Source organism: Pseudomonas sp. Pme6b (assembly GCF_058129925.1).
Genome location: NZ_CM176704.1, coordinates 753,338 through 779,962 on the forward strand (window position 1 = coordinate 753,338; position 26,625 = coordinate 779,962).

General features: G+C 60.1%; 24 protein-coding genes and 2 pseudogenes. 10 read left to right on the forward strand and 16 right to left on the reverse strand.

Annotated features, from left to right (window positions below; all coding sequences use genetic code 11):
- Positions 1-4: 4 nt before the first annotated feature.
- The 4 genes from AC4ANE_RS03335 to AC4ANE_RS03350 all read right to left on the reverse strand — a co-directional run bounded on the left by AC4ANE_RS03335 (position 5) and on the right by AC4ANE_RS03350 (position 3,420).
- Positions 5-754 carry a methyltransferase domain-containing protein gene (locus tag AC4ANE_RS03335; RefSeq protein ID WP_002555542.1) on the reverse strand — a complete coding sequence of 250 codons (750 nt, stop codon included), beginning with the start codon at positions 752-754 and terminating at the stop codon, positions 5-7.
- Positions 751-1,056, reverse strand: coding sequence for a MazG-like family protein (locus AC4ANE_RS03340; protein WP_002555541.1), 306 nt, complete (start codon positions 1,054-1,056; stop codon positions 751-753). The genes AC4ANE_RS03335 and AC4ANE_RS03340 overlap by 4 nt, the downstream gene beginning before the upstream one ends.
- Before the next feature lie 120 nt (positions 1,057-1,176).
- Complete coding sequence (locus AC4ANE_RS03345) at positions 1,177-2,034, reverse strand: MaoC family dehydratase (protein WP_002555540.1); 858 nt, start codon at positions 2,032-2,034, stop codon at positions 1,177-1,179.
- Positions 2,035-2,064: 30 nt separating this feature from the next.
- A complete protein-coding gene (locus AC4ANE_RS03350) occupies positions 2,065-3,420 on the reverse strand; it encodes a 3-oxoacyl-ACP reductase (RefSeq protein ID WP_460408700.1) in 1,356 nt (451 codons plus the stop codon).
- A 108-nt stretch (positions 3,421-3,528) separates the two neighbouring features.
- Between AC4ANE_RS03350 and AC4ANE_RS03355 the strand changes: the two genes are divergently transcribed.
- The 4 genes from AC4ANE_RS03355 (at position 3,529) to AC4ANE_RS03370 (ending at position 8,187) form a co-directional block, all read left to right on the forward strand.
- Positions 3,529-4,806: an acetyl-CoA C-acetyltransferase gene (locus tag AC4ANE_RS03355; protein WP_031595955.1), complete on the forward strand. Its 1,278-nt coding sequence runs from the start codon at positions 3,529-3,531 to the stop codon at positions 4,804-4,806.
- Positions 4,807-5,006: 200 nt separating this feature from the next.
- Positions 5,007-6,358 (forward strand): IS3 family transposase gene (locus AC4ANE_RS03360; RefSeq protein WP_095077641.1). Its coding sequence is split into 2 segments (ribosomal slippage): positions 5,007-5,466 and positions 5,466-6,358, totalling 1,353 coding nucleotides; the frame shifts between segments, so codons are not numbered across the junction.
- Positions 6,359-6,478: 120 nt separating this feature from the next.
- Positions 6,479-6,757, forward strand: a complete 279-nt coding sequence (locus tag AC4ANE_RS03365) for a hypothetical protein (protein WP_002555537.1) — start codon at positions 6,479-6,481, stop codon at positions 6,755-6,757.
- Positions 6,758-6,789: 32 nt separating this feature from the next.
- Positions 6,790-8,187 (forward strand): DUF726 domain-containing protein, encoded by a 1,398-nt coding sequence (locus AC4ANE_RS03370; RefSeq protein WP_002555536.1) that lies wholly within the window; start codon positions 6,790-6,792, stop codon positions 8,185-8,187.
- Positions 8,188-8,193: 6 nt separating this feature from the next.
- Here the strand turns inward: AC4ANE_RS03370 and AC4ANE_RS03375 are convergent.
- A pseudogene (locus AC4ANE_RS03375) lies at positions 8,194-9,221 on the reverse strand (bile acid:sodium symporter family protein).
- Positions 9,222-9,306: 85 nt separating this feature from the next.
- Here AC4ANE_RS03375 and AC4ANE_RS03380 point away from each other — a divergent pair.
- Together AC4ANE_RS03380 and AC4ANE_RS03385 are read left to right on the forward strand one after the other, a co-directional pair.
- The gene (locus tag AC4ANE_RS03380) at positions 9,307-10,110 is read left to right on the forward strand and encodes an AraC family transcriptional regulator (protein ID WP_002555534.1); all 804 of its coding nucleotides are present in this window, start codon (positions 9,307-9,309) and stop codon (positions 10,108-10,110) included.
- 244 nt (positions 10,111-10,354) lie between these two features.
- The gene (locus tag AC4ANE_RS03385) at positions 10,355-11,251 is read left to right on the forward strand and encodes a PA4780 family RIO1-like protein kinase (RefSeq protein ID WP_002555533.1); all 897 of its coding nucleotides are present in this window, start codon (positions 10,355-10,357) and stop codon (positions 11,249-11,251) included.
- A gap of 115 nt (positions 11,252-11,366) precedes the next feature.
- Here AC4ANE_RS03385 and cueR read toward each other — a convergent pair whose 3' ends face one another.
- The 3 genes from cueR to AC4ANE_RS03400 all read right to left on the reverse strand — a co-directional run bounded on the left by cueR (position 11,367) and on the right by AC4ANE_RS03400 (position 14,425).
- Entirely contained in the window at positions 11,367-11,780 is a 414-nt protein-coding gene (gene cueR / locus AC4ANE_RS03390; protein WP_002555532.1) for a Cu(I)-responsive transcriptional regulator, read from the reverse strand.
- Positions 11,777-13,975, reverse strand: coding sequence for a heavy metal translocating P-type ATPase (locus tag AC4ANE_RS03395; protein WP_002555531.1), 2,199 nt, complete (start codon positions 13,973-13,975; stop codon positions 11,777-11,779). The genes cueR and AC4ANE_RS03395 overlap by 4 nt, the downstream gene beginning before the upstream one ends.
- A gap of 69 nt (positions 13,976-14,044) precedes the next feature.
- The gene (locus AC4ANE_RS03400) at positions 14,045-14,425 is read right to left on the reverse strand and encodes a hypothetical protein (RefSeq protein WP_002555530.1); all 381 of its coding nucleotides are present in this window, start codon (positions 14,423-14,425) and stop codon (positions 14,045-14,047) included.
- 146 nt (positions 14,426-14,571) lie between these two features.
- On the opposite strand from AC4ANE_RS03400, the gene AC4ANE_RS03405 reads away from it, so the two are divergent.
- Together AC4ANE_RS03405 and AC4ANE_RS03410 are read left to right on the forward strand one after the other, a co-directional pair.
- Positions 14,572-14,769, forward strand: coding sequence for a heavy-metal-associated domain-containing protein (locus AC4ANE_RS03405; RefSeq protein ID WP_002555529.1), 198 nt, complete (start codon positions 14,572-14,574; stop codon positions 14,767-14,769).
- 137 nt (positions 14,770-14,906) lie between these two features.
- Positions 14,907-16,080: pseudogene (locus tag AC4ANE_RS03410) on the forward strand (multidrug effflux MFS transporter).
- A 51-nt stretch (positions 16,081-16,131) separates the two neighbouring features.
- Here AC4ANE_RS03410 and AC4ANE_RS03415 read toward each other — a convergent pair.
- Positions 16,132-17,145 (reverse strand): zinc-binding alcohol dehydrogenase family protein, encoded by a 1,014-nt coding sequence (locus tag AC4ANE_RS03415; protein ID WP_002555527.1) that lies wholly within the window; start codon positions 17,143-17,145, stop codon positions 16,132-16,134.
- A gap of 112 nt (positions 17,146-17,257) precedes the next feature.
- Here AC4ANE_RS03415 and AC4ANE_RS03420 point away from each other — a divergent pair, with 112 nt between their 5' ends.
- Positions 17,258-18,181 carry a LysR family transcriptional regulator gene (locus AC4ANE_RS03420; RefSeq protein WP_002555526.1) on the forward strand — a complete coding sequence of 308 codons (924 nt, stop codon included), beginning with the start codon at positions 17,258-17,260 and terminating at the stop codon, positions 18,179-18,181.
- Between the two features lie 435 nt (positions 18,182-18,616).
- Positions 18,617-19,309, forward strand: coding sequence for an ArsR/SmtB family transcription factor (locus AC4ANE_RS03425; RefSeq protein WP_002555525.1), 693 nt, complete (start codon positions 18,617-18,619; stop codon positions 19,307-19,309).
- 131 nt (positions 19,310-19,440) lie between these two features.
- Here AC4ANE_RS03425 and AC4ANE_RS03430 read toward each other — a convergent pair whose 3' ends face one another.
- The 7 genes from AC4ANE_RS03430 to AC4ANE_RS03460 all read right to left on the reverse strand — a co-directional run bounded on the left by AC4ANE_RS03430 (position 19,441) and on the right by AC4ANE_RS03460 (position 26,563).
- Complete coding sequence (locus AC4ANE_RS03430) at positions 19,441-20,394, reverse strand: adenosine deaminase (RefSeq protein ID WP_002555524.1); 954 nt, start codon at positions 20,392-20,394, stop codon at positions 19,441-19,443.
- Positions 20,395-20,472: 78 nt separating this feature from the next.
- The gene (locus AC4ANE_RS03435; protein WP_002555523.1) at positions 20,473-21,438 is read right to left on the reverse strand and encodes a 2-oxoglutarate and iron-dependent oxygenase domain-containing protein; all 966 of its coding nucleotides are present in this window, start codon (positions 21,436-21,438) and stop codon (positions 20,473-20,475) included.
- Positions 21,439-21,513: 75 nt separating this feature from the next.
- Entirely contained in the window at positions 21,514-22,608 is a 1,095-nt protein-coding gene (locus AC4ANE_RS03440; protein WP_002555522.1) for a BMP family ABC transporter substrate-binding protein, read from the reverse strand.
- A gap of 283 nt (positions 22,609-22,891) precedes the next feature.
- The gene (fecE, locus tag AC4ANE_RS03445) at positions 22,892-23,683 is read right to left on the reverse strand and encodes a Fe(3+) dicitrate ABC transporter ATP-binding protein FecE (RefSeq protein ID WP_002555521.1); all 792 of its coding nucleotides are present in this window, start codon (positions 23,681-23,683) and stop codon (positions 22,892-22,894) included.
- Between the two features lie 4 nt (positions 23,684-23,687).
- A complete protein-coding gene (locus tag AC4ANE_RS03450) occupies positions 23,688-24,656 on the reverse strand; it encodes an iron chelate uptake ABC transporter family permease subunit (RefSeq protein WP_002555520.1) in 969 nt (322 codons plus the stop codon).
- The gene (gene fecC, locus AC4ANE_RS03455) at positions 24,653-25,642 is read right to left on the reverse strand and encodes an iron-dicitrate ABC transporter permease FecC (RefSeq protein WP_002555519.1); all 990 of its coding nucleotides are present in this window, start codon (positions 25,640-25,642) and stop codon (positions 24,653-24,655) included. Before fecC ends, AC4ANE_RS03450 begins: the two co-directional genes overlap by 4 nt.
- The gene (locus tag AC4ANE_RS03460; RefSeq protein ID WP_460408702.1) at positions 25,643-26,563 is read right to left on the reverse strand and encodes a Fe(3+) dicitrate ABC transporter substrate-binding protein FecB; all 921 of its coding nucleotides are present in this window, start codon (positions 26,561-26,563) and stop codon (positions 25,643-25,645) included. It abuts the gene before it with no gap.
- Positions 26,564-26,625 lie beyond the last annotated feature (62 nt).

Consider the following 26,625-nt stretch of genomic DNA (forward strand, 5'->3'; position numbering starts at 1 on the left):
GATGTCAGACCGGACGGCACATCCAGTGAAGATATCGACCCAGCCCGGCAAAGGCTGGATGACGCCGATGCGCCAGTTCCATTTCCAGCAGATCCGTCAGCTCGGCCCGAGCCTGGAATTCAACCGGCATGTAATCGTGAAATACCCGCACCCCGCTACGGGTTTCGACTTGCCACAGGCCTTCAAGTTGCGTCGCCAGTTCCCGAGGGTCGAGCGGTTGTTGTGGCGTCAGGCTCTGCTTTTCCCCGGCCATGTCATTTTTGCGCATCTTGCGGAAATGACCTTTCAACAAGTTGCGATAGATCAGCGCATCACGGTTGTAAAAAGCCAGTGACAGCCAGCCATCGTCGCGGGTCAAGCGGCGCAGTACTGGAAGGATGGCGTGCGGCTCGGCCAGCCATTCCAGCACGGCGTGGCACAGCACCAGATCGTAAGTGTCGCTCAGTAAACCGGGCAGCGCCTGCCAAGGAGCCTTAATGAAGGACGCCGTCTGTCCGGCCTCGACAAAGCGCTGACGTGCGCCTTCGAGCATGGGTTCGGCGGGCTCGGCCAGGGTCACTTCATGTCCTTGTTCGGCCAGCCACAGTGACATGTGGCCCAGCCCCGCGCCGATATCCAGCACGCGAAGCGGTCGTGCGGGCAGCGTCTCGGTCAAATCGGCCTGCAGCACCGCCAGACGAATGGCTCCCTTGGCACCGCCGTAGATCTTTTCTGCAAAGCGGGTCGCCAGCTGGTCGAAATGCCGATCACTCACTTGGCAAATCTCCGCTCGCTGTCTGCCAGCTTGTTGCGCACCACGGTTTCCATGTCCAGCCCCAGCTCGCTGCACAGCAACAACAGATAAAGAACGATATCGCCGACTTCCTGACCGGCATGTTCCAGTTGGTCGGCAGGCAGCTCGCGGGACTGGTCTTCACGCAGCCACTGGAATATCTCCACCAGCTCGGCCATTTCCACGCTGGCAGCCATGGCCAGATTTTTCGGGCTGTGAAATTGCTTCCAGTCATTCTGGTCGCGGATGCGGTGCAGGCGTTGGGTCAACTCGTCGAGGTTCATCGTGCTCTCCTGAAGGTGCATAGCTTCAGGGGGAACGGGTCGCCAGGCAAGTGGGCGTTGCGGTTTGTTCAGCCATTGAAGGGAGCGGTGCTCCCGTCAGAGGGTTTTATCAGGGATGCATCACTCGGTTGCAGGCTGCCAGCTACCGATCATATGCACGATGCCCTCCTGGCCTTCGACACGGAACTGACCATGAGAGCCAGCGGCGCTGGCCGAGAGTGTGACGTCGGCGGGCAGGCGTACCGGCTTCTGGAACTGCACGCTGATCTCGACATTCGAGGCTGGCAAGTGCTCGCCAAGGGCCGCGAGCGTACGTGCCTTGAGCCACATGCCGTGGGCGATGGCGCGCGGTAAGCCGAACAGCTTGGCGCTGGGTGCGCTGAGGTGAATAGGGTTGTAGTCGCCCGATACTTTGGCGTAGTCACGACCGATTTGTGCCGACGCACGCCAGTTGTCCAGCTCGATCAAAGGCAGCGGCGCAAGCTCGGGATGCTCTACAGGCGCGTCTTCCAGATGCACGGCGGTGCACAGCATGGTGCTTTCTTCTTCCCAAAGCAGGCCCATGCCGTCCTCGGCCTGAGTCACCATGGTGAAGGTGGCGCCTTTGGCGTGCGGGCGCAGGTCGGTGGCCTGAACGCTGATATACAGCTGGCTTACGCCGCCGAGCGGGCGATGAGTGCGAATGCGATTGGCAAGGTGAATAAGCCCCAGCAACGGAAACGGGAATTCCTGAGAGGTCATCAGCTGCATTTGTAACGGAAAGGCCAGCACATGCGGATACGTCGGCGGCAGCAGGCTGCTTTCTTCGAATCCACAGACCTTGCGGTAGGCATCAAGCTTGTCGGTATCGACCGCGATCCAGCTTCGCAATCCCAGATCGGGTAACTGCGACCCTGTGACCTTGCGCCTGAGCGCTGCCTGGATGAACAGGTTGGACAGGGGCTGCAGAGAATTGAGGTAGCGCCAGTGAGCCGTCATCATCCATCTCCTTGAATTCGATGCTGGGGCTTATGCCCCGATCACGTTTTGACCACATACACGTAGAACCTGACCGCTCACCGCGCCGCTGCCCGGCTGGCTGAACCACGCCACAGCTTCAGCAACATCCTGTGGCGAACCGCCCTGACCGAGCGAACTCATGCGCCGTCCTGCCTCACGCAGGGTGAACGGCATGTGCGCGGTCATTTTCGTTTCGATGAAGCCTGGCGCGACGGCATTGATGCTGATGCCGCGCGACTTGAGCCCGGGAGCCATCGCCTTGGCAAAACCGATCAGACCGGCCTTACTGGTGGTGTAGTTGGTTTGCCCGCGATTACCGGCAATGCCGCTGATCGACGCCATGAGCACAATCCGCGCGTTATCCCTCAGCGCACCGGCGTCGAGAAGCACCTGAGTCAGCACTTGCGGAGCGTTGAGGTTGACCGCCAGTACCGAGTCCCAGAAGTCCTCCGGCATGTTGACCAGCGTCTTGTCACGCGTGATGCCAGCGTTATGCACCAGTATGTCGACGCCGTCCGGCAGGTGCTCAAGCAACTGGGCTGGAGCATCCGCCGCGCAGATGTCCAGCGCCAGTGCCTGGCCGCCGAGCCGTGAGGCCAGTGCTTCCAGTTCGTTTTTGGTCTGTGGCACGTCCAGCAGGATGACCTGCGCGCCATCACGGGTCAGGGTCTCGGCAATCGACGCACCGATACCGCGCGCCGCGCCCGTCACCACTGCCTTGCGTCCGGCCAGCGGGCGAGTCCAGTCCTGCACTTTGCCCGGACAGGCACTCAGGTGGACAAACTGACCGGAGATGAACGCAGCCTTGGGCGTCAGGAAGAAGCGCAAGGCGCCCTCCAGTTGATCCTGCGCGTCGTCATCCACTTGCAGCAGCTTGACCGTTGCGCCGTTGCGCACTTCCTTGGCCAGCGAGCGGCTGAAACCTACGATGGCCTGTTGAGTGCTGGCCGCCAGCGGATCAGCGAGTGTTTCGGGGGATTTGCCGAGGATGACCACATGTGCGCAGTGGTCAAGATTGCGCAGCAGCGGCTGAAAGAAGTCCCGCAACTGCCTGAGCTGCTCGGTGCGCAGGATCTGGCTGGCGTCGAACACCACCGCTTTCAGGCGAGGCCCCTGGTTGGACACCCAGGTGGTGGCGCCAGGCATGTCACTGGCGAAACTGTAAAGCGAGTCGGTCAGACGACTGGCGAACTGACGGACCTGATCACCCAGCGGCCCGGCACTGATCAGCAGTGTGCCTTCTACAGGACGAAGCCGGCCGGCCTGCCAGCGCTCCAGGTGCGTGGGGGCGGGCAGACCGACGGCATTCACCAGGCGCCGACCCATGTCGGAATTGGCGAAATCAATATAGCGATCTGACGGCATGGAACACTCTCCTGAAGTCGGGGTTCAAAGGAATGGACCACGGTGGCATGACGTTTGTTCTTGCGATCGACACGGCTCATCCATTCGCTTGAAGAAAGGGAGTTTTCCATGACGCATCCTCGTCGGGTCGCCATCGTTGGCGGTAACCGCATTCCGTTCGCCCGCTCCAATGGTCCTTACGCCACTGCCAGCAATCAGGACATGCTCACTGCCGCTCTGGAGGGGCTGATCGAGCGCTTCAATCTGCACGGGTTGCGCATGGGCGAGGTAGTGACAGGCGCGGTGCTCAAGCACTCCAGAGACTTCAACCTGACCCGCGAATGCGTGCTCGGCTCGCGACTGTCGGCGCAGACCCCGGCGTATGACATTCAGCAAGCCTGCGGCACGGGGCTGGAAGCCGCGTTGCTGGTGGCCAACAAAATCGCGCTGGGGCAGATCGAGTGCGGCATTGCCGGGGGCGTGGACACCACGTCGGATGCGCCGATAGGTGTCAATGAAGGGCTGCGCAAGATTCTGTTACAGGTTAACCGCAGCAAGACGCCGGGCGACAAGATCAAGGCCCTGATGCAGTTGCGTCCGCATCACCTCAAACCGGAGCTGCCCCGTAACGGCGAGCCACGTACGCGGTTGTCCATGGGCCAGCATTGTGAGCTGATGGCGCAGAACTGGGGCATAGAACGCGGGGCGCAGGATCAACTGGCGCTCGAGAGCCATCTGAAAATGGCCGCAGCCTACGCTGAGGGCTGGCAGGATGACTTGATAACGCCGTACCTTGGGCTGATCCGTGACAACAACCTGCGCCCGGACCTGACCCTCGAAAAGCTGGCTGGCCTCAAGCCCGCATTCGAGCGAAGTGCCAAGGGCACGCTGTCGGCCGGCAACTCGACGCCGCTGACCGACGGCGCGTCGGTGGTGTTGCTGGCCAGTGAAGAGTGGGCGCACGAGCGCGGCCTGCCGGTGCTGGCCTATTGGCGGGATGGCGAGGCCGCGGCGGTGGATTTCGTCAACGGCGCAGAAGGGCTGCTGATGGCCCCGGCCTACGCCGTTCCACGCCTGCTGGCGCGCAATGGCCTGACCCTTCAGGATTTTGATTACTACGAAATTCACGAAGCCTTCGCTGCACAGGTGCTGTGCACGCTCAAAGCCTGGGAGGACGCTGATTACTGCAAGATCCGTCTGGGACTGGACGCGCCATTGGGGGCTATTGACCGCAGCAAACTGAACGTCAAGGGCAGCTCGCTGGCAGCCGGGCATCCGTTTGCCGCAACCGGAGGCCGGATAGTCGCCAACCTGGCCAAACTGCTCGATGCAGCAGGCAGCGGGCGTGGATTGATTTCGATCTGCGCAGCTGGCGGGCAGGGTGTTACGGCGATTCTGGAGCGTTAGGCAAATACTGGGGGCATGGGCATAATCCACAGCGGAAAAGGACGGTACGTCTGAAGAGATATGACGCGGAGCGTCATGAACGGCATGCCGACGCGGAGCATTGGCACGATAAGGTTCTTCTGGACACCTCTCGTTCCTCACGCTCCAGTGAACTGCCCCCAAGAAGTTGGACACCAATCCGACCTCACGGGGGTGTTCAAATGGGTAAGTATTCAGAGCAGTTCAAGCTCACTGTCGTCAAAGCGTATCTTGAAGACAACATGGGCTTTCGTATGGTAGCCCGCCAGTTCTCGATCGATTTCAGCCTGCTTCGACGCTGGGTCGCTAACTACAAGAGTCATGGTCACACCGGCCATCGCAAGCCTGGTCTTCGATACAGCGAAGCTTTCAAGCGCTCAGTGCTTGAGCACAGGCGTGAACACAAGCTATCGCTCCGTCAGGCCGCTGCGCATTTTGGTATCGGGGATCCCGGCCAAATAGTCATTTGGGAAAAGCGGCATTACAGTAGCGGTACAGCCCCGTATGTTCCTGCCAGAAGAAAGCCTGTCGCCATGCCAAAGAAGCCTTATCCCGCCAAACCAGTAACCGCCGACGATACGCAGAAGACGCGCGACCAGTTGATGAGCGAGCTTGAATATCTGCGCATGGAGAACGCTTACCTAAAAAAGTTGGAAGAGCTGAAGGAGCAGAAACGACGGCAACCGAAAAAGCCCTGAGCATCAAGCAACTGAGGGGCCGGTTCCCGCTTTGCGCTCTGCTGAGGCTGGCGGGCTTGGCACGCAGCACGTTTTACTATCAGGTTCAGGTGCAATCCAGACCCGATCCCTATGCTGCTTTGAAACAGTTAGTCGAAAGCATTTACCACGAGGAGAAAGGCCTTTATGGCGCTCGGCGTATCACGGCGGTCATTCGCACTGCAGGTATTTTGGTCAACAAGAAGGTTGTAGAACGACTGATGGCAGAACTGGGCCTGCGATCAGTGGTGCGCCCCAAAAAATACCGCTCCTATAAGGGCGTAATCGGAACCATTGCGCCGAATTTGCTGGAGCGCAATTTCAGCGCGCAACGCCCGAACCAGAAGTGGGTGACCGATGTGACTGAGTTCAAGGTAGGCAATCGAAAGCTGTATCTCTCACCCGTGATGGACTTGTACAACGGTGAAATCGTGGCGTATGAAGTGTCGACAAGGCCGAGCTTTGAGCTGGTCACCAGCATGCTGGACAAGGCGCTTCAGCAGTTGCAGGACGAGCCGAAGCTTGTGATGCACTCGGACCAGGGCTGGCAGTATCAACACGCGCAGTATCGCCATAAGCTATCGGTACGAGGCGTCAAACAAAGCATGTCCCGTAAGGGCAACTGCCTGGACAATGCGGCAATGGAAAGCTTTTTCGGTACACTGAAATCCGAGTTTTTCTACCTGAAACAGTTTGAAAGCATCGATGAGTTGAAAGCAGGTCTGGATGAGTACATCCACTACTACAACCATGACCGCATCAAGCTGAAGCTCAACGGCCAAAGCCCCGTAAAATACAGGGCTCAGGCGGCAAGCTAAAACCGTCCAACTTTTGGGGGGCAGTTCACCAGCGTGGGAATGCATTTCGTGACGCTCCGCGTCACACCCGTGCGCGGGATGAACAGTCAGCATTATTGGCCTGTAACGTTGAGGTAAGGCATGGGGTTCATCATTTGGGTATCGGTACTTCTGATTCTGATCGGCACGGTGTTCTATCTGTTCGACAAAGGCGCGCGGACCCGCTGGCTGAGGCCCTATATCGGCCTGGCGCTGATTGGGTTGCTGATCGGCGGGATGGGCTTGCTGGTGGGGCTGGTTTCCGATGAAATCGAAAGTTATTTCCTGCTGGTTGCCAAATGGGTGATCGCTGTGACCGGTATCATGTTTTGCCTGCGGCTGATCATACTGATCGCCAGGCGCTTCATCGTCAGAAATTGAGCGTGCAACCCGCCCATGTGTGACAGGACAACGTGGAAAATCACTTCAAGTTTCTGACCTTGCCCAGGACATCGGGCGAGGTCGCCAACGTCTTCATTCACGGCTATTCGTCAGGGCATGATCTGGACGACCGGCGCATGCTGGCCAACAGTATTCCTGGTGCCTTGCGCCAAAGCGTGAATATTCTGGCGTTCTGGCCATCCAGCCATTTTACCCAGATGGACAACCGTTCCCGTGGCCTGTTGATGGCCGCCGCCCGAGTGCATCCGCTGGCGGGCGCAGCCGCGCTGGCGGGAGACCGCGTCGTTCATTTTGCGCGTATCCGCAACCGGGCTCGCGATATGGGCAAAGTGTTGCTGGCACAACTGGACCGTTACCTGTTCGAACATCATCCGGACGTAAAACAGGTCAACCTGATTGGCCACTCACTGGGCGGACGACTACTGGTCAGCGCGCTCAAGAACCTGCAACAGACGCCCGAACACGGGCTGGTGGTGGGCGATGTGTTGCTGATGGCTGCTGCGGTGCGCATTGACGCGGCCGAGGCCGAAGTGTTGAAGCAGAAAATCAGCGGACGACTGATCAACGCTTACTCCAGCGAAGACCACGTGCTGTTGTTGAATCTGGGCGAGAAGAGCCTGGGACGCACACCGGTCGAGCATTTCGAGAATGTGCGGATGCCGGGTTATCGCCATCACCATTACTGGAGACGCTTGCAGGAAGTGCTGATCGCAACTCGCTTCAGCGGCTGTGAAGGGCTGGAAACCGGCGTTGCCGTTTTACCGACAGTCACCCGCGACCCGGTCTTGCAGGACATCTGGCTGCACAGCGTTCTGGCCCGCTCCCCAGACTACGTGCTGGAGGCGGCCATCAAGCATTTGTGCAGCAGTCGATGGACACGCCTCAAGGCCACCGAAGCGGATCGCACCTACGCATTTGTGCGCGAATTCCAGCTGGTCGCCGGACACTTTCTGATCAATGCCGCCCGGCGTCGAGGCGTGCCCTACACGCGAGTGCTGGGCATGCTGGCGCGGCAATACGGCCTGAGCGATTCGCTGCACAACTGTGCGACGGTGGTTGAAGTGGAGGAACTGCTGCTGCGGACGTTTTTCCGGCAGGCGTTCAGCAACGATCACCCGCTGGTACAAATGCCTCGCGCCAGTGTCAGCGCGATGAGCTGGGAGGTGTATGCCGCACATGTCGATGCACTGGCCGAGCGTTTGACCGTAGCTGCATTCTTCAAGCCCGCGCAGGCCGAGAAAGCTCCCGGCACGATCAAAGGGTTGCTGGGCGCAATTCGCCAGGCACCGGTGCAGCGCCTGCTGACGCACTTTGGCACGGCGCTCAGGCCGGGTTATTCAGCGTTGATCCCGACAGTGGCAATCGTCTTTTACGCGCGCGTCACGCTGGGCGATGACGCGCTGATGTAACGGCGGTCATGCGGCCTGGGCTTCTTCCAGCGCGGCCTGCGAAAGCTGCTGGCGATGACGACTGGCGTAGCTCTCGGCGATGATCGAACAGACGATCAACTGCATCGGGTGGTAGATCATGATCGGCAACAGGATCAGGCCCAGCCCCGGATTACTGCCGAAGATCAGCGCTGCCATCGGCGCCCCTGCTGCAAGCGATTTCTTGGTGGCGCAGAACACCGCCGCGACCTTATCGGCATGATCGAACTTGAGCGCCCGTGCGGTGCGCGTGGTCATCAACAGGATCACCGCCAGCAGCAGCGCGGTGCCGACGAACGCCGTCAGGATCACACTGTTGCCCTGGCTCTGCCACATGCCGGAAATCATCGAGTTGCAGAACGCAGCGTAAACCAGCAGGAGGATCACCAGCTTGTCGATCAGGTTGGTGTACTTCTTGTGCCGCGCGAAGAACTTGCCCAGCAGCGGCCGCAGTAACTGGCCCAGTATCAGCGGCAGTAGAAGCATCGCGCACAGGTTGAGCAGCGTGTCGCCCAGATCAATCCCCCCGGCACCGGTGCCGACCAGCAGGCTCACCAGCCACGGCGTGATGAAAATCCCGATGACGCTGGACATGCTGGCGTTGAGAATCGCTGCCGGAACATTGCCGCCTGCGCTGCCGGTCAGCGCCACCGAGGACGAAATGGTCGAGGGCAGGGCACACAGATAGAAAAAGCCCAGCATCAGCAGCGCAGGTACATGCGAGCCGAGCAGTTTGTCGCACACCAGCCAGATCAGCGGAAACACCACAAACGTGAAGACCTGAATCATCACGTGCAGCCGCCAGTTGGTCAGCCCTCGTTTGATCTGCTCGCTGGACAGGTTCACGCCGTGCAGAAAGAACACCACGAACACGCCGATGTTGATGACGTATTCAGCGTGCATGCTGCCGCCAGTAGCACCGAAACGCGGGAAAAAGTAGGCGAGCACCGTCGCCAAAACCATGCCCAGAGGAACCAGTCGGTGGCGACGCGCTTGAAATGTTTGAGTGATTGCATGACGGACCCGGACAACTTTTGTAAACAAGGATGTGCGCAGGCTACTCTGTTGCATAACAGCCGTCTTGCGACATAAGGCCATAAGATGCCGACTAACGGACAGATCGATCAGCGACATCCCACTGGCGAGCGGCAGATACCGGCACTGTCCGGTCTGCCGCGGCCGCTGTATGCCCGCGCTGAAAGCCTCAGTGCCGGTTCGTGGACGCCGCCCCATCGTCACGACTGGGTGCAGTTTTCCTACGCGATCAGCGGGGTATTGGGTGTGCACACCGCCGAGGGCAGTTTTTTTGCACCGCCACAGTGGGGCGTCTGGGTGCCGGCCGGGCTTGAACACGAGGTCGTGACCTCCATGCGTGCCGAAATGCGCAGCCTGTACATTCGCACGGCTGATTCCGGCTGGGCACCACAGCGTTGCCGGGTGCTGGAAGTCACGCCGCTGGCCCGCGAACTGATCAAGAGCTTCTGTCTGTTGCCCGTGGACTATCCCGAGCAGGACAGCCATGAGGCGCGGCTGGTGCAGGTATTGCTGGACCAGTTGGCGCACCTGCCGGAAGTCGGTTTTTCGCTGCCGTTGCCGCGTCACCCGCGTTTGCTGAGCCTGTGCAACGAGTTGATCGAAGAACCTGGCCAGTTGATTACCCTGCACGACTGGGCGGCACGTCTCGGCACATCCGAGAAAACCCTGATGCGCCTGTTTCAGCGGGAAACCGGGTTGAGCTTTCGTGGCTGGCGTCAGCGGGCACGATTGCTGTCTTCACTTTCTGCACTGGAAGAGGGCGCCAGTGTGACCCATACCGCGCTGGCCTGTGGTTATGACTCGACGTCGGCTTTCATCGCTGCGTTCAAGGGCTTGTTCGGCTATACGCCCGGTGATTTGTTCAAGTAACGCCAGGTTGTATTGCGCACTAACGAGTGCATTTAACGAAGAATTTTCGGGCTTTACACGTTTTGTCCCGGAATATCTTTTATCGCCTGAACGGCACGAAAGGTGCTTTAAACCAGGGGATTGCGTGGTTTTTGCTTAAAAAACCTTTCAATCCCAAGGCCACTACCCCTACTCGCTGGCGGAGGATTGCCGTATAACGGCAACAATCGCGTATCTGGCAACAAAGGACCCACAATAAAAGCTGATGAAAACTCCTAAACGCATTGAACCCCTGATCGAAGACGGTCTGGTCGACGAGGTGCTGCGCCCGCTCATGAGTGGTAAAGAGGCAGCTGTTTATGTGGTGCGCTGTGGCAATGAGCTGCGGTGTGCCAAGGTTTACAAGGAGGCTAACAAACGCAGTTTCCGTCAGGCGGCCGAGTATCAGGAAGGCCGCAAGGTACGCAACAGTCGCCAGGCCCGGGCCATGGCCAAGGGCTCGAAGTTCGGGCGCAAGGAAACCGAAGACGCCTGGCAGAACGCCGAAGTGGCTGCACTGTTTCGTCTGGCCAGCGCGGGTGTCCGGGTGCCCAAGCCGTACGACTTCCTGGAAGGCGTACTGCTCATGGAACTGGTGGCCGACGAGTATGGCGACGCTGCGCCGCGTCTGAACGATGTGGTGCTGGAGCCGGATCAGGCACGCGAGTATCACGCGTTCCTGATCGAGCAGATCGTGCTGATGCTGTGTTCCGGTCTGGTGCACGGTGACCTTTCCGAGTTCAACGTGCTGCTGGCACCGTCCGGCCCGGTCATCATCGACTTGCCGCAAGCAGTCGACGCCGCGGGCAACAACCACGCGTTCAGCATGCTGGAGCGTGACGTTGGCAACATGGCGCTGTACTTCGGCCGCTTCGCGCCGGAACTCAGAAAGACCAAATACGCCAAGGAAATGTGGTCGTACTACGAGGCAGGCACTTTGTCGCCCGCCACGGTGCTGACCGGTGAATTCGACGAGCCGGAGGACGAAGCCGATGTGGGCGGCGTACTGCGCGAAATCGAAGCCGCCCGTCTCGACGAGGCTCGCCGTCAGGCAGCTCGTGCGGCAGACGATGCGCCACCGAGCAAATCCACCGAAGAACCACCGCCGCCGTGGATGCAGTAAAGCTTTTGTGGGAGCGAGCTTGCTCGCGAAGACGATGGATCAGGCTCGCTGTTTTCGGAGTTTGCACCGGCCCTTTCGCGAGCAAGCTCGCTCCCACGGGCGTGTTGGACTAGCTCTAACTTAGGTGGTGGCTAGCAACCCCTCCCGACGCCAGGTCCTTGAGGATCGGGCAGTCCGGGCGGTCGTCGCCGTGGCAGTGTTCTACCAGTTCCTGAAGCGTATCGCGCAGGCTGGCCAGTTCGTCGATCTTCTGATTCAGCTGCACGATGTGCTGACGGGCCAGCGCCTTGACGTCGGCGCTGGCGCGTTGGCGGTCTTGCCAGAGGGTCAGCAGTTTGCCGACTTCCTCCAGCGAGAACCCCAGGTCTCTCGAACGTTTGATGAACGCCAGCGTGTGTAAATCGTCGGCGCTGTACAGGCGATAGCCACTGTCGCTGCGATGTGCCGCTTGCAGCAGACCGATGGATTCGTAGTAGCGGATCATCTTCGCGCTCAAGCCACTGCTTTTCGCCGCCTGACCGATGTTCATGGCGTGTCCTCCAGATAATGTGGTTTCCAGGTTTTCAGCAGCAGCGCATTGCTCACCACGCTGACACTGGACAGCGCCATGGCCGCGCCAGCCAGTACCGGGTTGAGGTAGCCCAGCGCCGCGAGGGGAATACCAATCAGGTTGTAGACGAATGCCCAGAACAGGTTCTGACGGATCTTTGCGTAGGTCCGTCGGCTGATGTCCAGCGCCGCTGGAACCAGTCGCGGGTCGCCGCGCATCAGGGTGATGCCTGCTGCATGCATCGCGACGTCCGTTCCGCCGCCCATCGCAATACCCACATCCGCAGCCGCCAGCGCCGGTGCATCGTTGATGCCGTCACCGACCATGGCAACCACATGATGGTTTTTCAGCTGGGTGACGGTGGCCGTCTTGTCGGCAGGCAGCACTTCGGCATGTACATCGTGTATCCCCAAGGCCTTGGCGACTACTTGAGCGCTGCCACGGTTATCGCCGGTCAGCAGATGGCTGGTAATGCCGCGTGCGTTCAGCGCCCTGATCGCCTGATCCGTTCCGGGCTTGAGTGTGTCACCAAAGGCAAACATGCCGATGACCTTCGGCTCCGGGGCCTGCTCGATCAGCCAGGACAGCGTTCGCCCTTCGGCTTCCCAGATACGCGCAGATTCGGCCAGTTCGCCGATGGGCAGGCCGCGTTCATCCAGTAGGCGTCGATTGCCCAGCGCCAGCTCCCGGCCCTGAACGGTGCCCGCTATGCCCCGGCCGCTGAGGGCATGGCTGTTTTCGGCTGCATCGAGCTTGAGTTGCCATTCATGACACACATCGAGCACCGCCCTGGCCAACGGGTGTTCACTGCCGCGTTGCAGTGCGCCCGCCAGTTGCAACAGGTGTTCTTCATTGCCCGACACCGCACTCATGTTGGTGATGCGCGGCGTGCCTACGGTCAGCGTGCCGGTCTTGTCGAATACCACGGCATCCACAGCGTGGGCGCGCTCCAGTGCCTCTGCATCCTTGATCAGAATGCCATAGCGCGCCGCCACGCCGGTTCCGGCCATGATCGCTGTGGGTGTCGCAAGGCCCAGAGAGCAGGGGCAGGCAATCACCAATACAGCGACCGCATTGATCAGCGCCACTTCAAGCGTGGCTCCAGCCAGCAGCCAGCCTGCCAGCGTGAAAAAGGCAATGGCCAGTACAGTGGGTACAAACACCTGGCTGACTTTATCCACCAGTTTCTGGATCGGGGCCTTGCCCGCCTGAGCGTCTTCGACCAGCCGAATGATGCGTGCCAGAACGGTTTCCGCGCCCAGCGCTGTAGTTCTCACCAGCAACTGGCCCTCGCCGTTGATGGCCCCGCCCGTGATCTTGTCTCCCGCCTGCTTGGCCACCGGCAGGCTTTCACCGGTAATCAGCGCTTCGTCGGCATGGCTGCTGCCTTCGACCACTTCGCCGTCCACAGGAAACCGTTCGCCAGGTTTGACCAGCACTTGATCGCCAAGCTGCAGTGAGCTGATCGCGACGTCCTGTTCGAGGCCGTCGACCACGCGCAGCGCGCGTTCCGGGCGTAGTGCCTCGAGGGCACGAATGGCGCTGGCCGTCTGACGCTTGGCGCGGCTTTCCAGGTATTTGCCCAACAGCACCAGCGCGATAACCACCGCCGATGCTTCGAAATATAGATGCGGCGTGGTGCCGGGTGCAGCACTCAGCCATTGATAGACGCTCAAGCCGTAGCCCGCGCTGGTGCCGATGGCGACCAGCAGGTCCATATTGCCTGCGCCCGCGCGTACGGCCTTCCAGGCAGCCACATAAAAACGCGCGCCCAGAACGAATTGCACCGGTGTCGCCAGTGCGAATTGCGCCCAGGCGGGCAGCATCCAGTGCACGCCCAGCAGCGTCAGTAACATTGGCGCGATCAACGGCAGTGCCAGCGCGATGGCCAACAGCAGGGCCCATCGTTCGTTGTGCAGGTGGCGTGCTTTCTGGTCAGCTTCGGCGTGGCGATCCTCAACCAGCGTCGCGCTGTAACCGGCACGGCTGACAGCATCGATCAGCGTTTGCGGATCGGTCTGTGCTGCGGTGTCTACATGGGCGCGCTCATTGGCGAGGTTGACTGTCACGCTGTTGACCCCCGGCACTTTGGCCAGAGCACGCTCGACCCGACCCGCACAACTGGCGCAGGTCATGCCGCTGATCGGCAGGTCGAAGGTGGTGGTTTGTTGCATGTGAATCACTCCCTGAGGCTGGATACCTGCAAGGATCAACCTTGCCACATGGGCAAGGTCAAGCGCGAATCAATAGTTGAGGTCGGCTTTCTTGAGGTACATGCCGTTCAGGTCCGCGGCGATACGGTATTTGAGGATATCGCCCGAGCGTAGCTGGATCTTGGTACTGCGCGGCGCTTCCATTCCCGGTTCGCAGCCCACCACGGTGCCCCGCAGGGTGCTCAGTCTTATCGACACTTCACCGGGAGGCAGGTTGAAAGACACCGAGTCCTCCTGAAAAAGCCTTCCGGCCAGACGGTCCTGCACATAGATGCCGATCTCACAGGAGGTCGCGACTTCCAGGCGCTCTCGGGAAATGATCAGGATGCCGTAATCCTGATCGGCCTGAGTGGCGGGTGCGATAGCCAAGAAACCGAGAATGCTGAAGAGGCTCACTGCTGACCAGCGCATCGCTGATACTCCTGATGTAAACGTTGATGAGTCAGCTTGGCTCACGATCAGCTCGAATACCAGCCCGGCAGCGATAACAGAAACTTGACCTTGCCACGATGACAAGGTTGAAGATGCTCGCTATCCATCAATGAGGGAGTGACACCATGCAGTTATTCAATGTTCAAGGCATGACCTGCGGGCACTGTGTTCGCGCGGTGACTCAAGCGATCAAGAACGATGACCCAGGCGCTGATGTTCAGATTGAACTGGCCAGCAAGCAGGTGAAGGTGCAAAGCAGTCTGTCACCCGAGCAGATCGTCAGGTTGATCAGCGAAGAGGGTTATCAGGCGCAGCCGGCATGACGCGGGTCAGGGAGACCGGAGCGGTCTCCCTGTCTGTAAACTTTGAAAAGTTTTGAATTAATTACCCTGTCCTTCGTTCTCTGCAAGGTAAGCCGGTTAGACTAACCCGTTGCCCTGGACCCGTTAATGGACACCCGATGAATCTACGCACAATCCTTATCCTTGGCTCATTGAGTGCCTTCGGCCCTCTGGCCATCGACTTCTATCTTCCTGGGTTTCCTGCCATGGCCTCGTATTTCGGGACCGACGATAAACATATTCAGTTGACCCTCGCGGCTTACTTTCTTGGGCTTTCCCTGGGACAACTGGCCTATGGTCCGGTGGCTGACCGGTTCGGTCGGCGCATTCCGCTGTTGTTCGGCGTTACCATGTTCATGCTCGCCTCGATAGCCTGCGCCTTTGCGCCAAGCCTTGAATGGCTGATTGGTGCGCGCTTCGTTCAGGCGTTGGGCGGCTGTGCCGGGATAGTGTTGTCGCGGGCAATCGTCAGTGACAAGTGCAATGCCGTCGAGTCGGCCAAGGTCTTTTCGCAACTGATGCTGGTCATGGGCCTGGCTCCGATTCTGGCACCCATGCTTGGCGGAGTACTGGTCAGCACCTTTGGCTGGCAATCGATCTTTGTCAGCCTGGCGCTTTTCAGTGGTGCCTGCCTGGCGGCGGTTGCACTGGGGCTGCCGGAAAGCATGCCCGCCAGCACGCCTCGTCAGCCGTTGAGTGGCGCATTTCGCCAGTACGTCAACCTGCTGCAGGACCGCGTCTTCATCGGCCATGCCCGGAATGTTCGCTTACGTCGCCGGGTCGCCGTTCGTGTTCATCAAGCTGTACGGGGTACCTGCCGAGCATTACGGCTGGCTGTTCGGGATGAACGCGGCGGGTTTCATTCTGGTCGCGCAGATCAATGCGCGTCTGCTGCGCAAGACGGGGCCGGCATTTTTGTTGTCACGAACGGTCTGGATCTATCTGACCGCGGCGCTGGTGTTGCTGGCGATCAGCTTGCTGCGCACCGAAGCGCTTTGGCCGCTGCTGGTGCCATTGTTCATTTGCGTGGCAAGCCTTGGGTGCATCATCCCCAATGCGTCAGCCTGCGCCATGAGCGGCCAGTGGGCGCGTGCGGGCAGTGCCTCGGCGCTGCTGGGTTGTCTGCAATTCAGTGTTGCCGCCATCGCCGCCAGCCTGGTGGGCTTGTTGCATGATGGCACGGCCACACCCATGGCGTTGGTTATCAGCCTTTGCGGTGTGCTGACGGTCGGCCTTTCGGTACTGACACGCCGTGCGCAAGGCACGCGGGATGCACAGGCGAAGCCTGTCTGATTCGGCGCAACGGTTGTGTCAGTCACGCGATGCGACACAACCATATCGCGTTCAGAACCCTTCCAGTACAACCTTGCCCTTGGCCTTGCCACTTTCCAGCAGGGCATGAGCGCGGCGCAGATTCTCTGCGTTGATGCTGCCGAAGTGCTCACCAAAGGTGGTTTTCAGCGTTCCCGCGTCGATCAGATCGGCCACCCGGTTGAGCAGGTTGTGCTGTTCTATCATGTCCTCGGTTTCGAACATCGACCGCGTGTACATGAACTCCCAGTGCAGCGACAGGCTCTTGCGCTTGAGCTTCGATACATCCAGTGACTTGGGATCGTCGATCAGCGCCAGCTTGCCCTGTGGCTTGAGCGCCTCGACCAACTGGTCCAGATGCTGTTCGGTCTGGGTCAGGCTAGCCACATGGGTCACCTGGTTCAGGCCGACGCGCTTCAGTTCTTCGCTCAACGGCTTGCTGTGGTTCAGCACTTCGTGTGCGCCCAGTTCGCGGACCCAGCTTTCGGTCTCAGGCCGGGAAGCGGTGCCGATGACCTTCAGGGTGGTCAGATGACGTGCCAACTGGGTAAGGATCGAACCTACACCGCCCGCTGCACCGACGATCAGCAGGCTGTGCGAGCCTTCGCCTTTTTGCTGAGCGATCTGCAGGCGCTCGAACAACAGCTCCCAGGCAGTGATCGCCGTCAACGGCAACGCGGCCGCATGGGCAAAGCTCAGGGTTTTCGGCATATGCCCGACAATACGCTCATCGACCACATGCAGTTCGCTGTTGCCACCCGGCCGGGTCAGGGAGCCGGCATAGAACACCTTGTCACCCGGCTTGAACAGCGTGACCTGGCTACCCACCGCTTTCACGACACCTGTCACATCCCAGCCCAGTACCTTCGGAGCGCCGTCCTCGGGCTGGACGTTCTGGCGGATTTTGGTGTCCACCGGGTTGACGGAGATGGCCTTGACCTCGACCAGCAGATCACGAGCGCCAGCCACCGGTTCAGGCAGTTCGATGTCCTGCAATGACAGTGCGTCGCTGATCGGCAGCGAGTGGTAATACGCGATTGCTTTCATGACGGGCCTCTTCGGGAAAAATGATGAAGAGATCATTGGCTATTTCCAGTAAAGATAAAACCCGCTAAAACGGCAGGCTCTTTCAATTTTATTTTGATAATACGAGGCATTGATGTTGCGTTTTGACGACTTGCAGTTGTTCGTTCGTGCAGCGGACCTGGGCAGCCTTTCTGCCGCAGCGCGGGTGATGGACATGTCTGCGGCGGTTGCCAGCGCGGCGCTCAAACGTATTGAACGGCAATTGGGTGCGCGCTTGCTGGCACGTTCGACCCGCAGCCTTCGTCTGACTGCCGAAGGCGAGGGGTTTCTGGAGTATGCCCGCGCCGCACTGGGCAGTCTGGAAGAGGGGCGGCGCCTGCTGGCCAGCAGTCAGGACCGTTGTGAAGGCGTGTTGCAACTCTCGGCACCGTCGGATCTGGGACGTAACGTACTCTTGCCCTGGCTCGACGAATTTCAACAGCAACATCCGCAACTGACCGTGCGCCTGTTGCTGGGTGATCGTATTGCCGACCTGTTCCGCCAGCCGGTCGATGTGGCGCTGCGTTACGGCGAGCCGGAGGATTCAAGCCTGGTCGCATTGCCGGTGTTGCCTGACAACCGGCGGGTGTTGTGTGCCGCGCCGAGTTACCTGCAGCGTCATGGCGAACCGCAGCAGGTTGAGCAACTGGCGCAGCATAACTGCCTGTTGTTCATGCTCGGGGACCGTGTGCATGACCGCTGGACGCTGAATGATGGCAAGCGCGAAATCAGCCTGACGGTCAGCGGCAACCGGTTCAGTGACGACGCAGATGTAGTGCGCCGCTGGGCAGTAGCGGGCGAAGGTGTGGCGTACAAATCCTGGCTGGACGTCGCCGCAGATGTACGGGCCGGGCACCTGAAAGTATTGATGCCAGATTTGATCGGCGAGCGAGCGCCGCTGAACCTGTTATGCGCGCACCGGGCGCAGCTCAGCAAGCCGGTCATTCTGTTGCTGGAAATGCTCAGGTCACGTTGTAAGCAACAGGCTGTAGGTCCGTCGCCCGTTGGTTTGTTTTAATAGCCACGTCCGGGTAGGAAATAACCTTCGGAAGTGTCGGAAAATATAATATTTGAAAGTGTTTCAATGGTGCAAAGTTTCAACTCTCAGGCGAAGTTAAAACTGACTGTTGTTGAGTGGTTTTGGCGTTTTTGTCATGGGTATTACGCTTGTTTTTTCAATCTCTTTTTGAAGTAATGGTCGAAACCCCTTTGCTAGAGGGGGTCGCCGTTAAGGCAGGAAGATCTTCCTGCCGATCGGGCGAGAGAGAAACGTGGGTTTTTTCGAGCTGTTGTACAACAACAGTTTGTACGAATCGTTTTTCGCCCACTGGGGCCGAAGGGCATAGAGTTTATACTTGTCATTTCATATAAGAACCACGTTCAACTCTACCGAGGCGTGATTGCTTTCACCCAGTCATCACGATAGATGAATGTTTCAACAGGGAGTGAACACATGGAATACGGACCTTGCATCAGCCAGATCGCAACATTGCTGGCCGACCCCAAGCGCAGCGCAATGATCTGGGCACTGATGGATGGTACTGCTCGTCCTGCCGATGAGTTGGCGATTTTGGCGGGACTCTCGACTTCTTCTGCAGGCGCGCACCTGGCGCGTCTGACCAGCGGCGGTTTGTTGAAACAGGAGGCGCGGGGTCGCAAGCGCTTCTTTCGCCTCGCCGCGCCGGAAGTGGGGGCCGCTGTAGAAGCTCTGGCCTGTGCCTCGCTGGCCAGTGCCGAACAGATCAGCCGCAGGTTTGCTCAGCCTATGCCGCCGTTGCCGCTACGCCGTGCAAGAATCTGCTCCGATCATCTGGGCGGCGAAATGGCCGCCGAGCTTTATCAGCGCCTTCTGGAAGCGGGCTGGATAGAACAGCAAGAGAAGCGTGTCGAGGTCACGAGCAAGGGTGTGGCCAGTTTTGCCGAGCGCGGTATTTACATACCGGCGCTGGCACAGCGCAAGCGTGAAACGGTATGTGCCTGCCCGAAATGGAATGATCGCAACCCGCACCTGGGCGGCGCGCTGGGGGCGGGGCTACTGCAGTTATTCTTTCAAATGGGCTGGCTGCGCACCACCGAGGAGCCCAGCACCTTGCAGGTCTCCTCCAGTGGGCAGCGGGAAATCAGCAAGATCGCCGCGGCGGCCTGACGGGAACCGCAGGTGTGGCTTGCTCCACCACTATCGTGTCACCGCTCCGCTTTTGCATGCCGTTCCGGACGCTTCGCGTCCTGTTGCGACGCGGAGCGTGAGGAACGATGGGGTAGCCGCTCAATCACTCCCTAGGGCTTGACCAGTCGTGCATCCAGGCTGTTTTGTGCCAAGCGTTTTGCCTGATCTTCGGTCATGCCCAGGTGGGTGTACAGCGCATGGAAGTTTTCGGTCACGTAGCCACCGAAATAGGCCGGGTCATCCGAGTTGACGGTGACTTTCACGCCGCGCTCGAGCATGTCGAGGATGTTGTGCTGGGCCATGTCGTCGAACACGCAGAGCTTGGTGTTGGACAGCGGGCAGACGGTCAGCGGGATTTGTTCGTCGATGATGCGCTGCATCAGTCGCTCGTCTTCAATGGCGCGTACACCGTGGTCGATGCGCTCGATCTTCAGCAGGTCCAGTGCTTCCCAGATGTATTCCGGCGGGCCTTCTTCTCCGGCGTGGGCGACGGTCAGGAAGCCCTCGCTGCGGGCGCGATCAAATACGCGCTGGAACTTGCTTGGCGGGTGGCCCATCTCGGAGCTATCGAGGCCCACGGCGACGAACGCATCACGGAACGGCAGCGCCTGATCGAGGGTTTTTTCGGCTTCTTCCTGGGACAGGTGACGCAGGAAGCTCAGGATCAGACCGCTGTCGACGCCCAGCTTCGACTTGCCGTCTTTCAGCGCACCGGTAATCCCGGCCAGCACCACTTCAAACGGGATACCACGGTCGGTGTGGGTTTGCGGATCGAAGAACGGTTCGGTGTGGATAACGTTCTGTTCCTTGCAGCGCAGCAGGTAAGCCCAGGTCAGGTCGTAGAAGTCCTGCTCTGTGCGCAAAACGTCCGCACCGCGGTAATACAGATCAAGGAATTCCTGCAGGTTGTTGAAGGCATAGGCCTTGCGCAGGGTTTCGACGTCATTCCACGGCAGGGCAATTTTGTTGCGCTCTGCCAGGGCGAACAGCAACTCGGGTTCCAGTGAACCTTCGAGGTGCAAGTGCAGTTCTGCCTTGGGCAGGGCGTTCAACCAGTCGTACATATTCTTTTCTCATCAGGTGCAGATCGCGGGCATTCTACAGATGCACGTCGCTGCGCAGGGTAAAACCTGACCGAACGTTCAACTTGCCTCCTGATCGCGGCGGTAAGCATAGGTATCAGCAAAGCGCGACAGCAGAAACTCGGCGCAGGTGGTAACAGGATAGCGCGCTGGCTGGCTTTCGCTCTGGCAACCGGGCAGGCATTCAATACGCGTGTCGGGATGCGGTTCGGCGAAAAACGGCATCGAATAGCGGTCGACGCCAAGCGGGCTGATAACCCGGTGCGGCGTGGACAGATAACGGTCGTTGCTCCAGCGCGCCATCATGTCGCCGAGATTGACCACGAACGTACCGTCAATCGGCGGTGCGTCGATCCATTCGCCCCGCACGTCGCGTACCTGCAAGCCGCCCGCCGTGTCCTGATACAACAGGGTGATGCAGCCATAATCGGTATGCGCGCCTGCGCCTTGTTGCTCGGCCGAGGTCGCCGTATCACGCGGTGGGTAATGAATCATGCGCAGCACGCTGACCGGGTCCTTGAAGCGCTGATCGAAGAAATCGCGTTCGATGCCCAGCGCGAGGGTCATGGCGCGCAGCAGGGTTTGCGCCAATGCCTGCATGTCCAGGTAATGCTGTTCCATCAGGCTTTCCCAGCCGGGAATGTCCGGGTGCCGATTGGGCCCGCGCAATGGTTTGCCAGCCAGCACGTCGGGATGGCCTGCCTCCAGATGCAGGCCCATGTCGAAGGTTTCCTTCAGGTCGCTCGGCAGGCTGGGGTCCAGTTGCTCTGTAGCGATGGCACCGTAGCCGCGATGATGGGTGCTTTGCGTGATGTCGATGATGAGCTTTTCGGCTGCCGGACGAGCGAAAAAGTCTTTGGCTGCCGATTGCACCTGCTCGATGCGTTGCGCGCTGATCGGGTGGCCCTTGATATAAAAGAAACCCCATTGCCGACAGGCACTGTCGATCTGCCGGGCGACATTCTGCCAGGCCTCAAGGTCGGTGCCGTAGAGCGGGGCTATGTCGATGACGGGAAGCTGGTCCATTAACGGTCCTGGAAATCATGTGGTGTTCGCTGTCGATGAGCGTGCCCGCCGAAGCAGGCACGAGACGCCAGGCGGTTATTTAGGCAGTTCGGCCTTGATCCCTTCGACGTAATAGTTCATCGACGCCAGCTCAGCGTTGGTTGCAACCACGCCGTCAGCAATTTTCACGGTACCGTTCTGGTCCTTGATCGGCCCGGTGAACGGATGGAATTCGCCGCTTTCGATGCTGGCGATGATCTTCTGCGCCTCAGCCTTCACATCAGCAGGTACCACGTCGCTGATTGGCAACTCGACCGTACCCTCTTTCAGGCCGCCCCAGTAATCCTGTGGTTTCCAGGTGCCTGCGATGGCACCCTCGGCGGCCTGAATGTAATGCGGGCCCCAGTTGTTGACGATGGAAGCCAGTACCGCTTTCGGCCCGAAGTGCGCCATGTCCGAAGCGTAGCCGACTGCATAGACGCCACGACGCTCGGCGGTCTGGATCGGCGCAGGGCTGTCGGTGTGCTGGAAGACCACATCAACGCCCTGATCGATGAGTGCGTTGGCAGCATCGGCTTCCTTGCCCGGATCGAACCAGGAGTTGACCCACACCACTTTGATCTCGGTGCCCGGGTTGTATTTGTTCAGCGCCAGCTGGATGGCGTCGATGTCACGCAGCACTTCAGGGATCGGGAATGAAGCGACATAACCGATTTTCTTGGTCTTGGTCATTTTCGCGGCGATGTAACCGCTCACGTAACGACCCTCATAGGTGCGGGCCAGATACGTGCCCATGTTCTTGTCCTGCTTGTAGCCGGTCGCGTGCTCGAATTTCACCTTGGGGAATTGCTTGGCGACTTTCAGCGTGGGGTTCATGTAGCCGAACGAGGTACTGAAAATCAGGTCGTAACCGCCCTTGGCCATGTTGCGGATAACCCGCTCGGCGTCCGCGCCCTCCGGCACGTTTTCCACGTAGCTGCTGGTCACCTTGTCACCCAGCGCCTTGACCATCGCCTGGCGGCCCTGCTCGTGCTGATAGGTCCAGCCGTGGTCGCCAATGGGGCCGATGTAGACAAATCCGACTTTCAGCGGATCGGCTGCCGAGGCGAGCAGGCTGGAGCCAATGCCGACAACGGCGGCCATGGCACACAGCAGTTTTTTCAGAGGACGACGTGGGTTGGTCAGGTGCATCGGGTCTAGCTCCTTGCGGTCTTGTTGGAGTGCATACCCCGACAATGCAAATAACTGACCAACAGGACAACTTACGATGCTAGCGTGCTTCACCCTATAGCAATAGTGCGTGTGTAGGAGCGGACTTGTCCGCGAAGGAGGTCGTTCAGACGATGCATTTTCGGAGAATATGCCGACCCTTTCGCGAACAAGTTCGCTCCCACGGCCTTCGGCCAGAATCTAAAACAGACTTGTGTGTAACGCGTAGTGCAGCGAGAAGGTGCAGGTGCGGTGGGCTGCGCCGCTAACTGGTGCAGCGCGTGCTGCGCTCGACAATGCACATTGGCGTACCGGCCACGGGTTCGCGCATGATCTGCACCTGCACATCGAACACCTGGCAGACCAGCTCGGCTGTCAGCACCTCGCCCGGCGCGCCGCAGGTCACCAGACGTCCACCCTGCATGACCGCCAGATGGTCGGCATAGCGACAGGCCTGATTGATGTCGTGCAGCACGGTAATCACGGTTTTGCCTTCGGCGCTGAGTTCGCGCATCAGGTCCAGCAGTTCGACCTGATGGCTGATGTCCAGATAGGTGGTCGGCTCGTCGAGCAGGACGATGGCCGCGTCCTGCGCAAGGATCATCGCCAGCCACGCTCGTTGGCGCTGCCCGCCGGAAAGGTCGGACAGCGGCCGGTCGGCCAGGGTTTCCAGCTCCATGCGTTGCAGCGCCTGTTCGACACTGTGCTGATCGGCCCCGCTCAAGCGTCCCCACAGACTGTTGTGCGGGCTGCGACCGTAAGCCACCAGTTGACGCACACTGACGCCTTCTGGAATGGGCAGCACTTGCGGCAGAAAAGCCACCTTGCGGGCCAGCTCTTTGGCGGAGAGCTGGCTATAGGCTTTGCCGTCCAGGCTGAGGCTGCCCGATTGCGGGGTGAGAATCCGTGCAAACGCTTTGAGCAGTGTGGATTTGCCGCAACCGTTGGGGCCGATCAGCGCGGTGACCTGCGCAGGCGGCGGGCTGAATGACAGGTCTTGCACGATCCGCGTTGCGCCATAGCCGATGTCGAGTTGCTGCGCCTTCAGAATACTCATGGGATCAACCTTTGAATCGGGCCAGCAGCCAGAGGAAATACGGAGCGCCAATCACCGCCGTGAGAATACCGGCGGGGATCTCGCTGGGTGCGATCAATGTGCGCCCCAGCGTATCGGCCAGCACCAGCAATAACGCGCCCAATACCATGGAGGCGGGCAGCAGGTATTGATGATGACCGCCGACCAGACGGCGTGCCATGTGTGGCGCGACCAGCCCGACAAAACTCACCGGTCCGATGATGCCCACGCCCAGGCTGGTCAACAGCACGGCACTGCTCATCGCCAGCCAGCGCGTACGTTTGAGGCCGGTACCCAGGCTCTGCGCTGCTTCATCGCCCAGGCCGATCAGGTTCAGCGGTTTGGCCAGCAGCAAGCTGAGCGGGATCAGCAGCAGAAGCGGCGAGGCCAGCAACACATGGTGCCAGTTACGGCTCCACAAACTGCCGGTCAGGGCCAGCAGGGCGGTATTGATATCCAGCGGGTTGGACAGAATCAGAAATTCGGTGATGCTCGACAGCGTCACGGCAATCGCTACCCCGGAGAGCGCGAAACGCACGCCGGAAAACTGCACGCCGGTGTTGTACAACGCCAGCAGCAATGCCCCCGCTGCACCGCCCAGACACGCCACAAACGGCAGCGCGGCCACCGGCAATTGCGGCAGGCCGATAATCGCGATGGTCAGCGCCAGCCCTGCGCCCTGGGTCACGCCAAGAATTTCCGGCGAGGCCAGCGGGTTGCGAATCACACCTTGCACGATGGCACCCGCCAGGCCGAACGCGCAGCCGGTCATGATTGCGATCAGTCCGCGTGGCAGGCGGTGATTCCAGACTTCGAAGTCCTTGCTGTCGTGGGCGATCAGATGATCAAGCACCGCGCCGGGCGTCAGCCAGACGGTGCCCGCGCTGAGGCTCAACAGCAGGGCCAGTACCAGTAACACAATCAGCAACAACAGCCGTGAGCGGGACTGGTTCATAGCGCGCGCCTCGCCAGAAACAGAAAGAACGGCGCGCCAATCAACGCCGTGACCACGCCGGCCGGCGTTTCCACGGGGAATGCCACGGCGCGGCTGATCAGGTCCGAGGCCAGCACGATGGCCGCGCCCAGGCCGGCGCTGATCGGGATCAGCCAGCGGTAGTCATTGCCCAGCCACTGGCGAGCAATGTTCGGCGCGATCAGGCCGACAAATGCTATCGGCCCCACCGCACAGACGCTGGCGCCGACCAGCAGCAAGCTGACCACGAACACCAGCAGGCGCAAGGCACCGATGCGTACGCCCAGTGAGCGGGCAGCGTCTTCGCCGAGGTTGATCAGGTTCAGGCGCGGCGCACAGGCAATCGCCAGCACCAGACCGATCAGCGTGCACGGCCAGAGCAGTTGCAACTGCGCCGCGCCGACGTTGGCCAGTGAACCGGCCAGCCAGTTGAGGACACTTTGCGCCTGTGCTTCGACAAGAATCACAGTGAGGCGGGTCAAGGCTGCGCACAGCGCGGCGACGGCGACACCCGCCAGCACCAGTCGCCCCTGAGCGGTGGCAGGCGACCATGCGCCGCCAAGACTGAACACTGTGATCCATGCCAACGCACCACCGAGGCAGGTCATCAGCAGCGCGCCGCCGGGGAAGGGCAGGGCGACCAGCCCGGTGGAAAACAGCGCCAGCCCCAGCGCCGCGCCCGCCGTAACGCCAAACAATGAGGGGGAGGCCAGACGGTTGCGCGTGATGCCCTGCATCAAGGCCCCGGCCACGCCGAGGCAGGCACCGACCAGCGCCGCGCACAAGGCGCGTGGCACGCGCAATTGCGCAACGATATAAGCGATGTTGCCGCCCTCGCGACCCTGCGTGAACAGTCCGTTCCAGGCATCTACCTGACGAATGCTGAACGAAGACAGGGCGAACAGCGACACCCAGAACAGTCCCAGGCAGGTCGCGGTGATCACGCCCGCCATCAGCCAGCGGCGCATTTACGGGTTCAGCACGGCCTTGCCGCCCTTGAGTACGGCAAGCGCATCGTCGGCGATCTGCTCGGACGCCATGATCCCGCGATTGCGCGCCCAGCTGTCGCCATCCACTTCAGCTACCTGCTTGTTACGTACTGCGCCAAGCACCTGCCACAGCGGCTGCTTGCTCCAGCTGTCGACGATGCTCGGGCGACGATAATGACCGACCAGCAACCAGTTCGGGTCCAATGCCAGCAACTGCTCCAGGCTGACGAATTCGGTGGGCGCGGCGTCTTTGCGTACTTCCGGGACCTTCAGACCGATCGCCTGCAACACGCTGCCCGCATAAGAGTGCGGGCCATGTATCGAGAAGCTGTCTTCGCGGGCGACGCCGAACAGCACGTTGGTGTTGGCCGGAATCTGATCGGCAACAGTCTTCAGGTGCTGGCGGTTCTCCGCGATCCGCGCCTGCATCTCTGGGCCTTTGCCGAGCGCCACGCCGATCAGCTCGGCAGATTTCAGACTGCCCTGATAATCCTCGCCGCGCGACGGCAGCATCAGTGTGGGTGCCAGGCTGGCCAGATCGTTGTAAAGCGCCTGATGGCGGCCGAGGTCGGCAATGATCAGGTCCGGCTTGAGCCGCGCGATCACTTCTATATTGGGTTGCGAGCGCAGCCCCACGGACTGCCATTCGCCTACCGCCTTACGCACTTTGGGCAGTACCCGGTTGGCATCGCCATCGTCCGCGGCACCGACGGGTGTTACGCCGACCGACGCCAGGCCGTCGAGAAACGAGAACTCCATCACCACCACGCGCTTGGGAGTGTCAGGCAGGTGGACTTTGTGTTGGCCGTCATCGATGTCGATAGGTGCGGCCTGGGCGGCGCTCGCCAGCAGAGTGAGCAGGCCGCAAGCCAATAAATGCGGAAGTCGAAAAGCACGCACGGCGAATGTCCTTTCTAACAGAAGCTGAATCGTGAAAAACAGACGCGCCAGAAAAGGCGCCT

Bases quoted from the DNA above. Each gene is read 5' to 3' on its own strand.
- AC4ANE_RS03420 (WP_002555526.1), top strand. From the start codon at position 17,258: ATGTTGCGTTTTGACGACTTGCAGTTGTTCGTTCGTGCAGCGGACCTG.
- AC4ANE_RS03340 (WP_002555541.1), bottom strand. From the start codon at position 1,056: ATGAACCTCGACGAGTTGACCCAACGCCTGCACCGCATCCGCGACCAG.
- AC4ANE_RS03450 (WP_002555520.1), bottom strand. From the start codon at position 24,656: ATGAACCAGTCCCGCTCACGGCTGTTGTTGCTGATTGTGTTACTGGTA.
- AC4ANE_RS03345 (WP_002555540.1), bottom strand. From the start codon at position 2,034: ATGACGGCTCACTGGCGCTACCTCAATTCTCTGCAGCCCCTGTCCAAC.
- fecE (WP_002555521.1), bottom strand. From the start codon at position 23,683: ATGAGTATTCTGAAGGCGCAGCAACTCGACATCGGCTATGGCGCAACG.
- fecC (WP_002555519.1), bottom strand. From the start codon at position 25,642: ATGCGCCGCTGGCTGATGGCGGGCGTGATCACCGCGACCTGCCTGGGA.
- AC4ANE_RS03355 (WP_031595955.1), top strand. From the start codon at position 3,529: ATGACGCATCCTCGTCGGGTCGCCATCGTTGGCGGTAACCGCATTCCG.
- AC4ANE_RS03430 (WP_002555524.1), bottom strand. From the start codon at position 20,394: ATGTACGACTGGTTGAACGCCCTGCCCAAGGCAGAACTGCACTTGCAC.
- AC4ANE_RS03415 (WP_002555527.1), bottom strand. From the start codon at position 17,145: ATGAAAGCAATCGCGTATTACCACTCGCTGCCGATCAGCGACGCACTG.
- AC4ANE_RS03405 (WP_002555529.1), top strand. From the start codon at position 14,572: ATGCAGTTATTCAATGTTCAAGGCATGACCTGCGGGCACTGTGTTCGC.
- AC4ANE_RS03435 (WP_002555523.1), bottom strand. From the start codon at position 21,438: ATGGACCAGCTTCCCGTCATCGACATAGCCCCGCTCTACGGCACCGAC.
- AC4ANE_RS03400 (WP_002555530.1), bottom strand. From the start codon at position 14,425: ATGCGCTGGTCAGCAGTGAGCCTCTTCAGCATTCTCGGTTTCTTGGCT.
- AC4ANE_RS03380 (WP_002555534.1), top strand. From the start codon at position 9,307: ATGCCGACTAACGGACAGATCGATCAGCGACATCCCACTGGCGAGCGG.
- AC4ANE_RS03385 (WP_002555533.1), top strand. From the start codon at position 10,355: ATGAAAACTCCTAAACGCATTGAACCCCTGATCGAAGACGGTCTGGTC.
- cueR (WP_002555532.1), bottom strand. From the start codon at position 11,780: ATGAACATCGGTCAGGCGGCGAAAAGCAGTGGCTTGAGCGCGAAGATG.
- AC4ANE_RS03350 (WP_460408700.1), bottom strand. From the start codon at position 3,420: ATGCCGTCAGATCGCTATATTGATTTCGCCAATTCCGACATGGGTCGG.
- AC4ANE_RS03365 (WP_002555537.1), top strand. From the start codon at position 6,479: ATGGGGTTCATCATTTGGGTATCGGTACTTCTGATTCTGATCGGCACG.
- AC4ANE_RS03425 (WP_002555525.1), top strand. From the start codon at position 18,617: ATGGAATACGGACCTTGCATCAGCCAGATCGCAACATTGCTGGCCGAC.
- AC4ANE_RS03440 (WP_002555522.1), bottom strand. From the start codon at position 22,608: ATGCACCTGACCAACCCACGTCGTCCTCTGAAAAAACTGCTGTGTGCC.
- AC4ANE_RS03395 (WP_002555531.1), bottom strand. From the start codon at position 13,975: ATGCAACAAACCACCACCTTCGACCTGCCGATCAGCGGCATGACCTGC.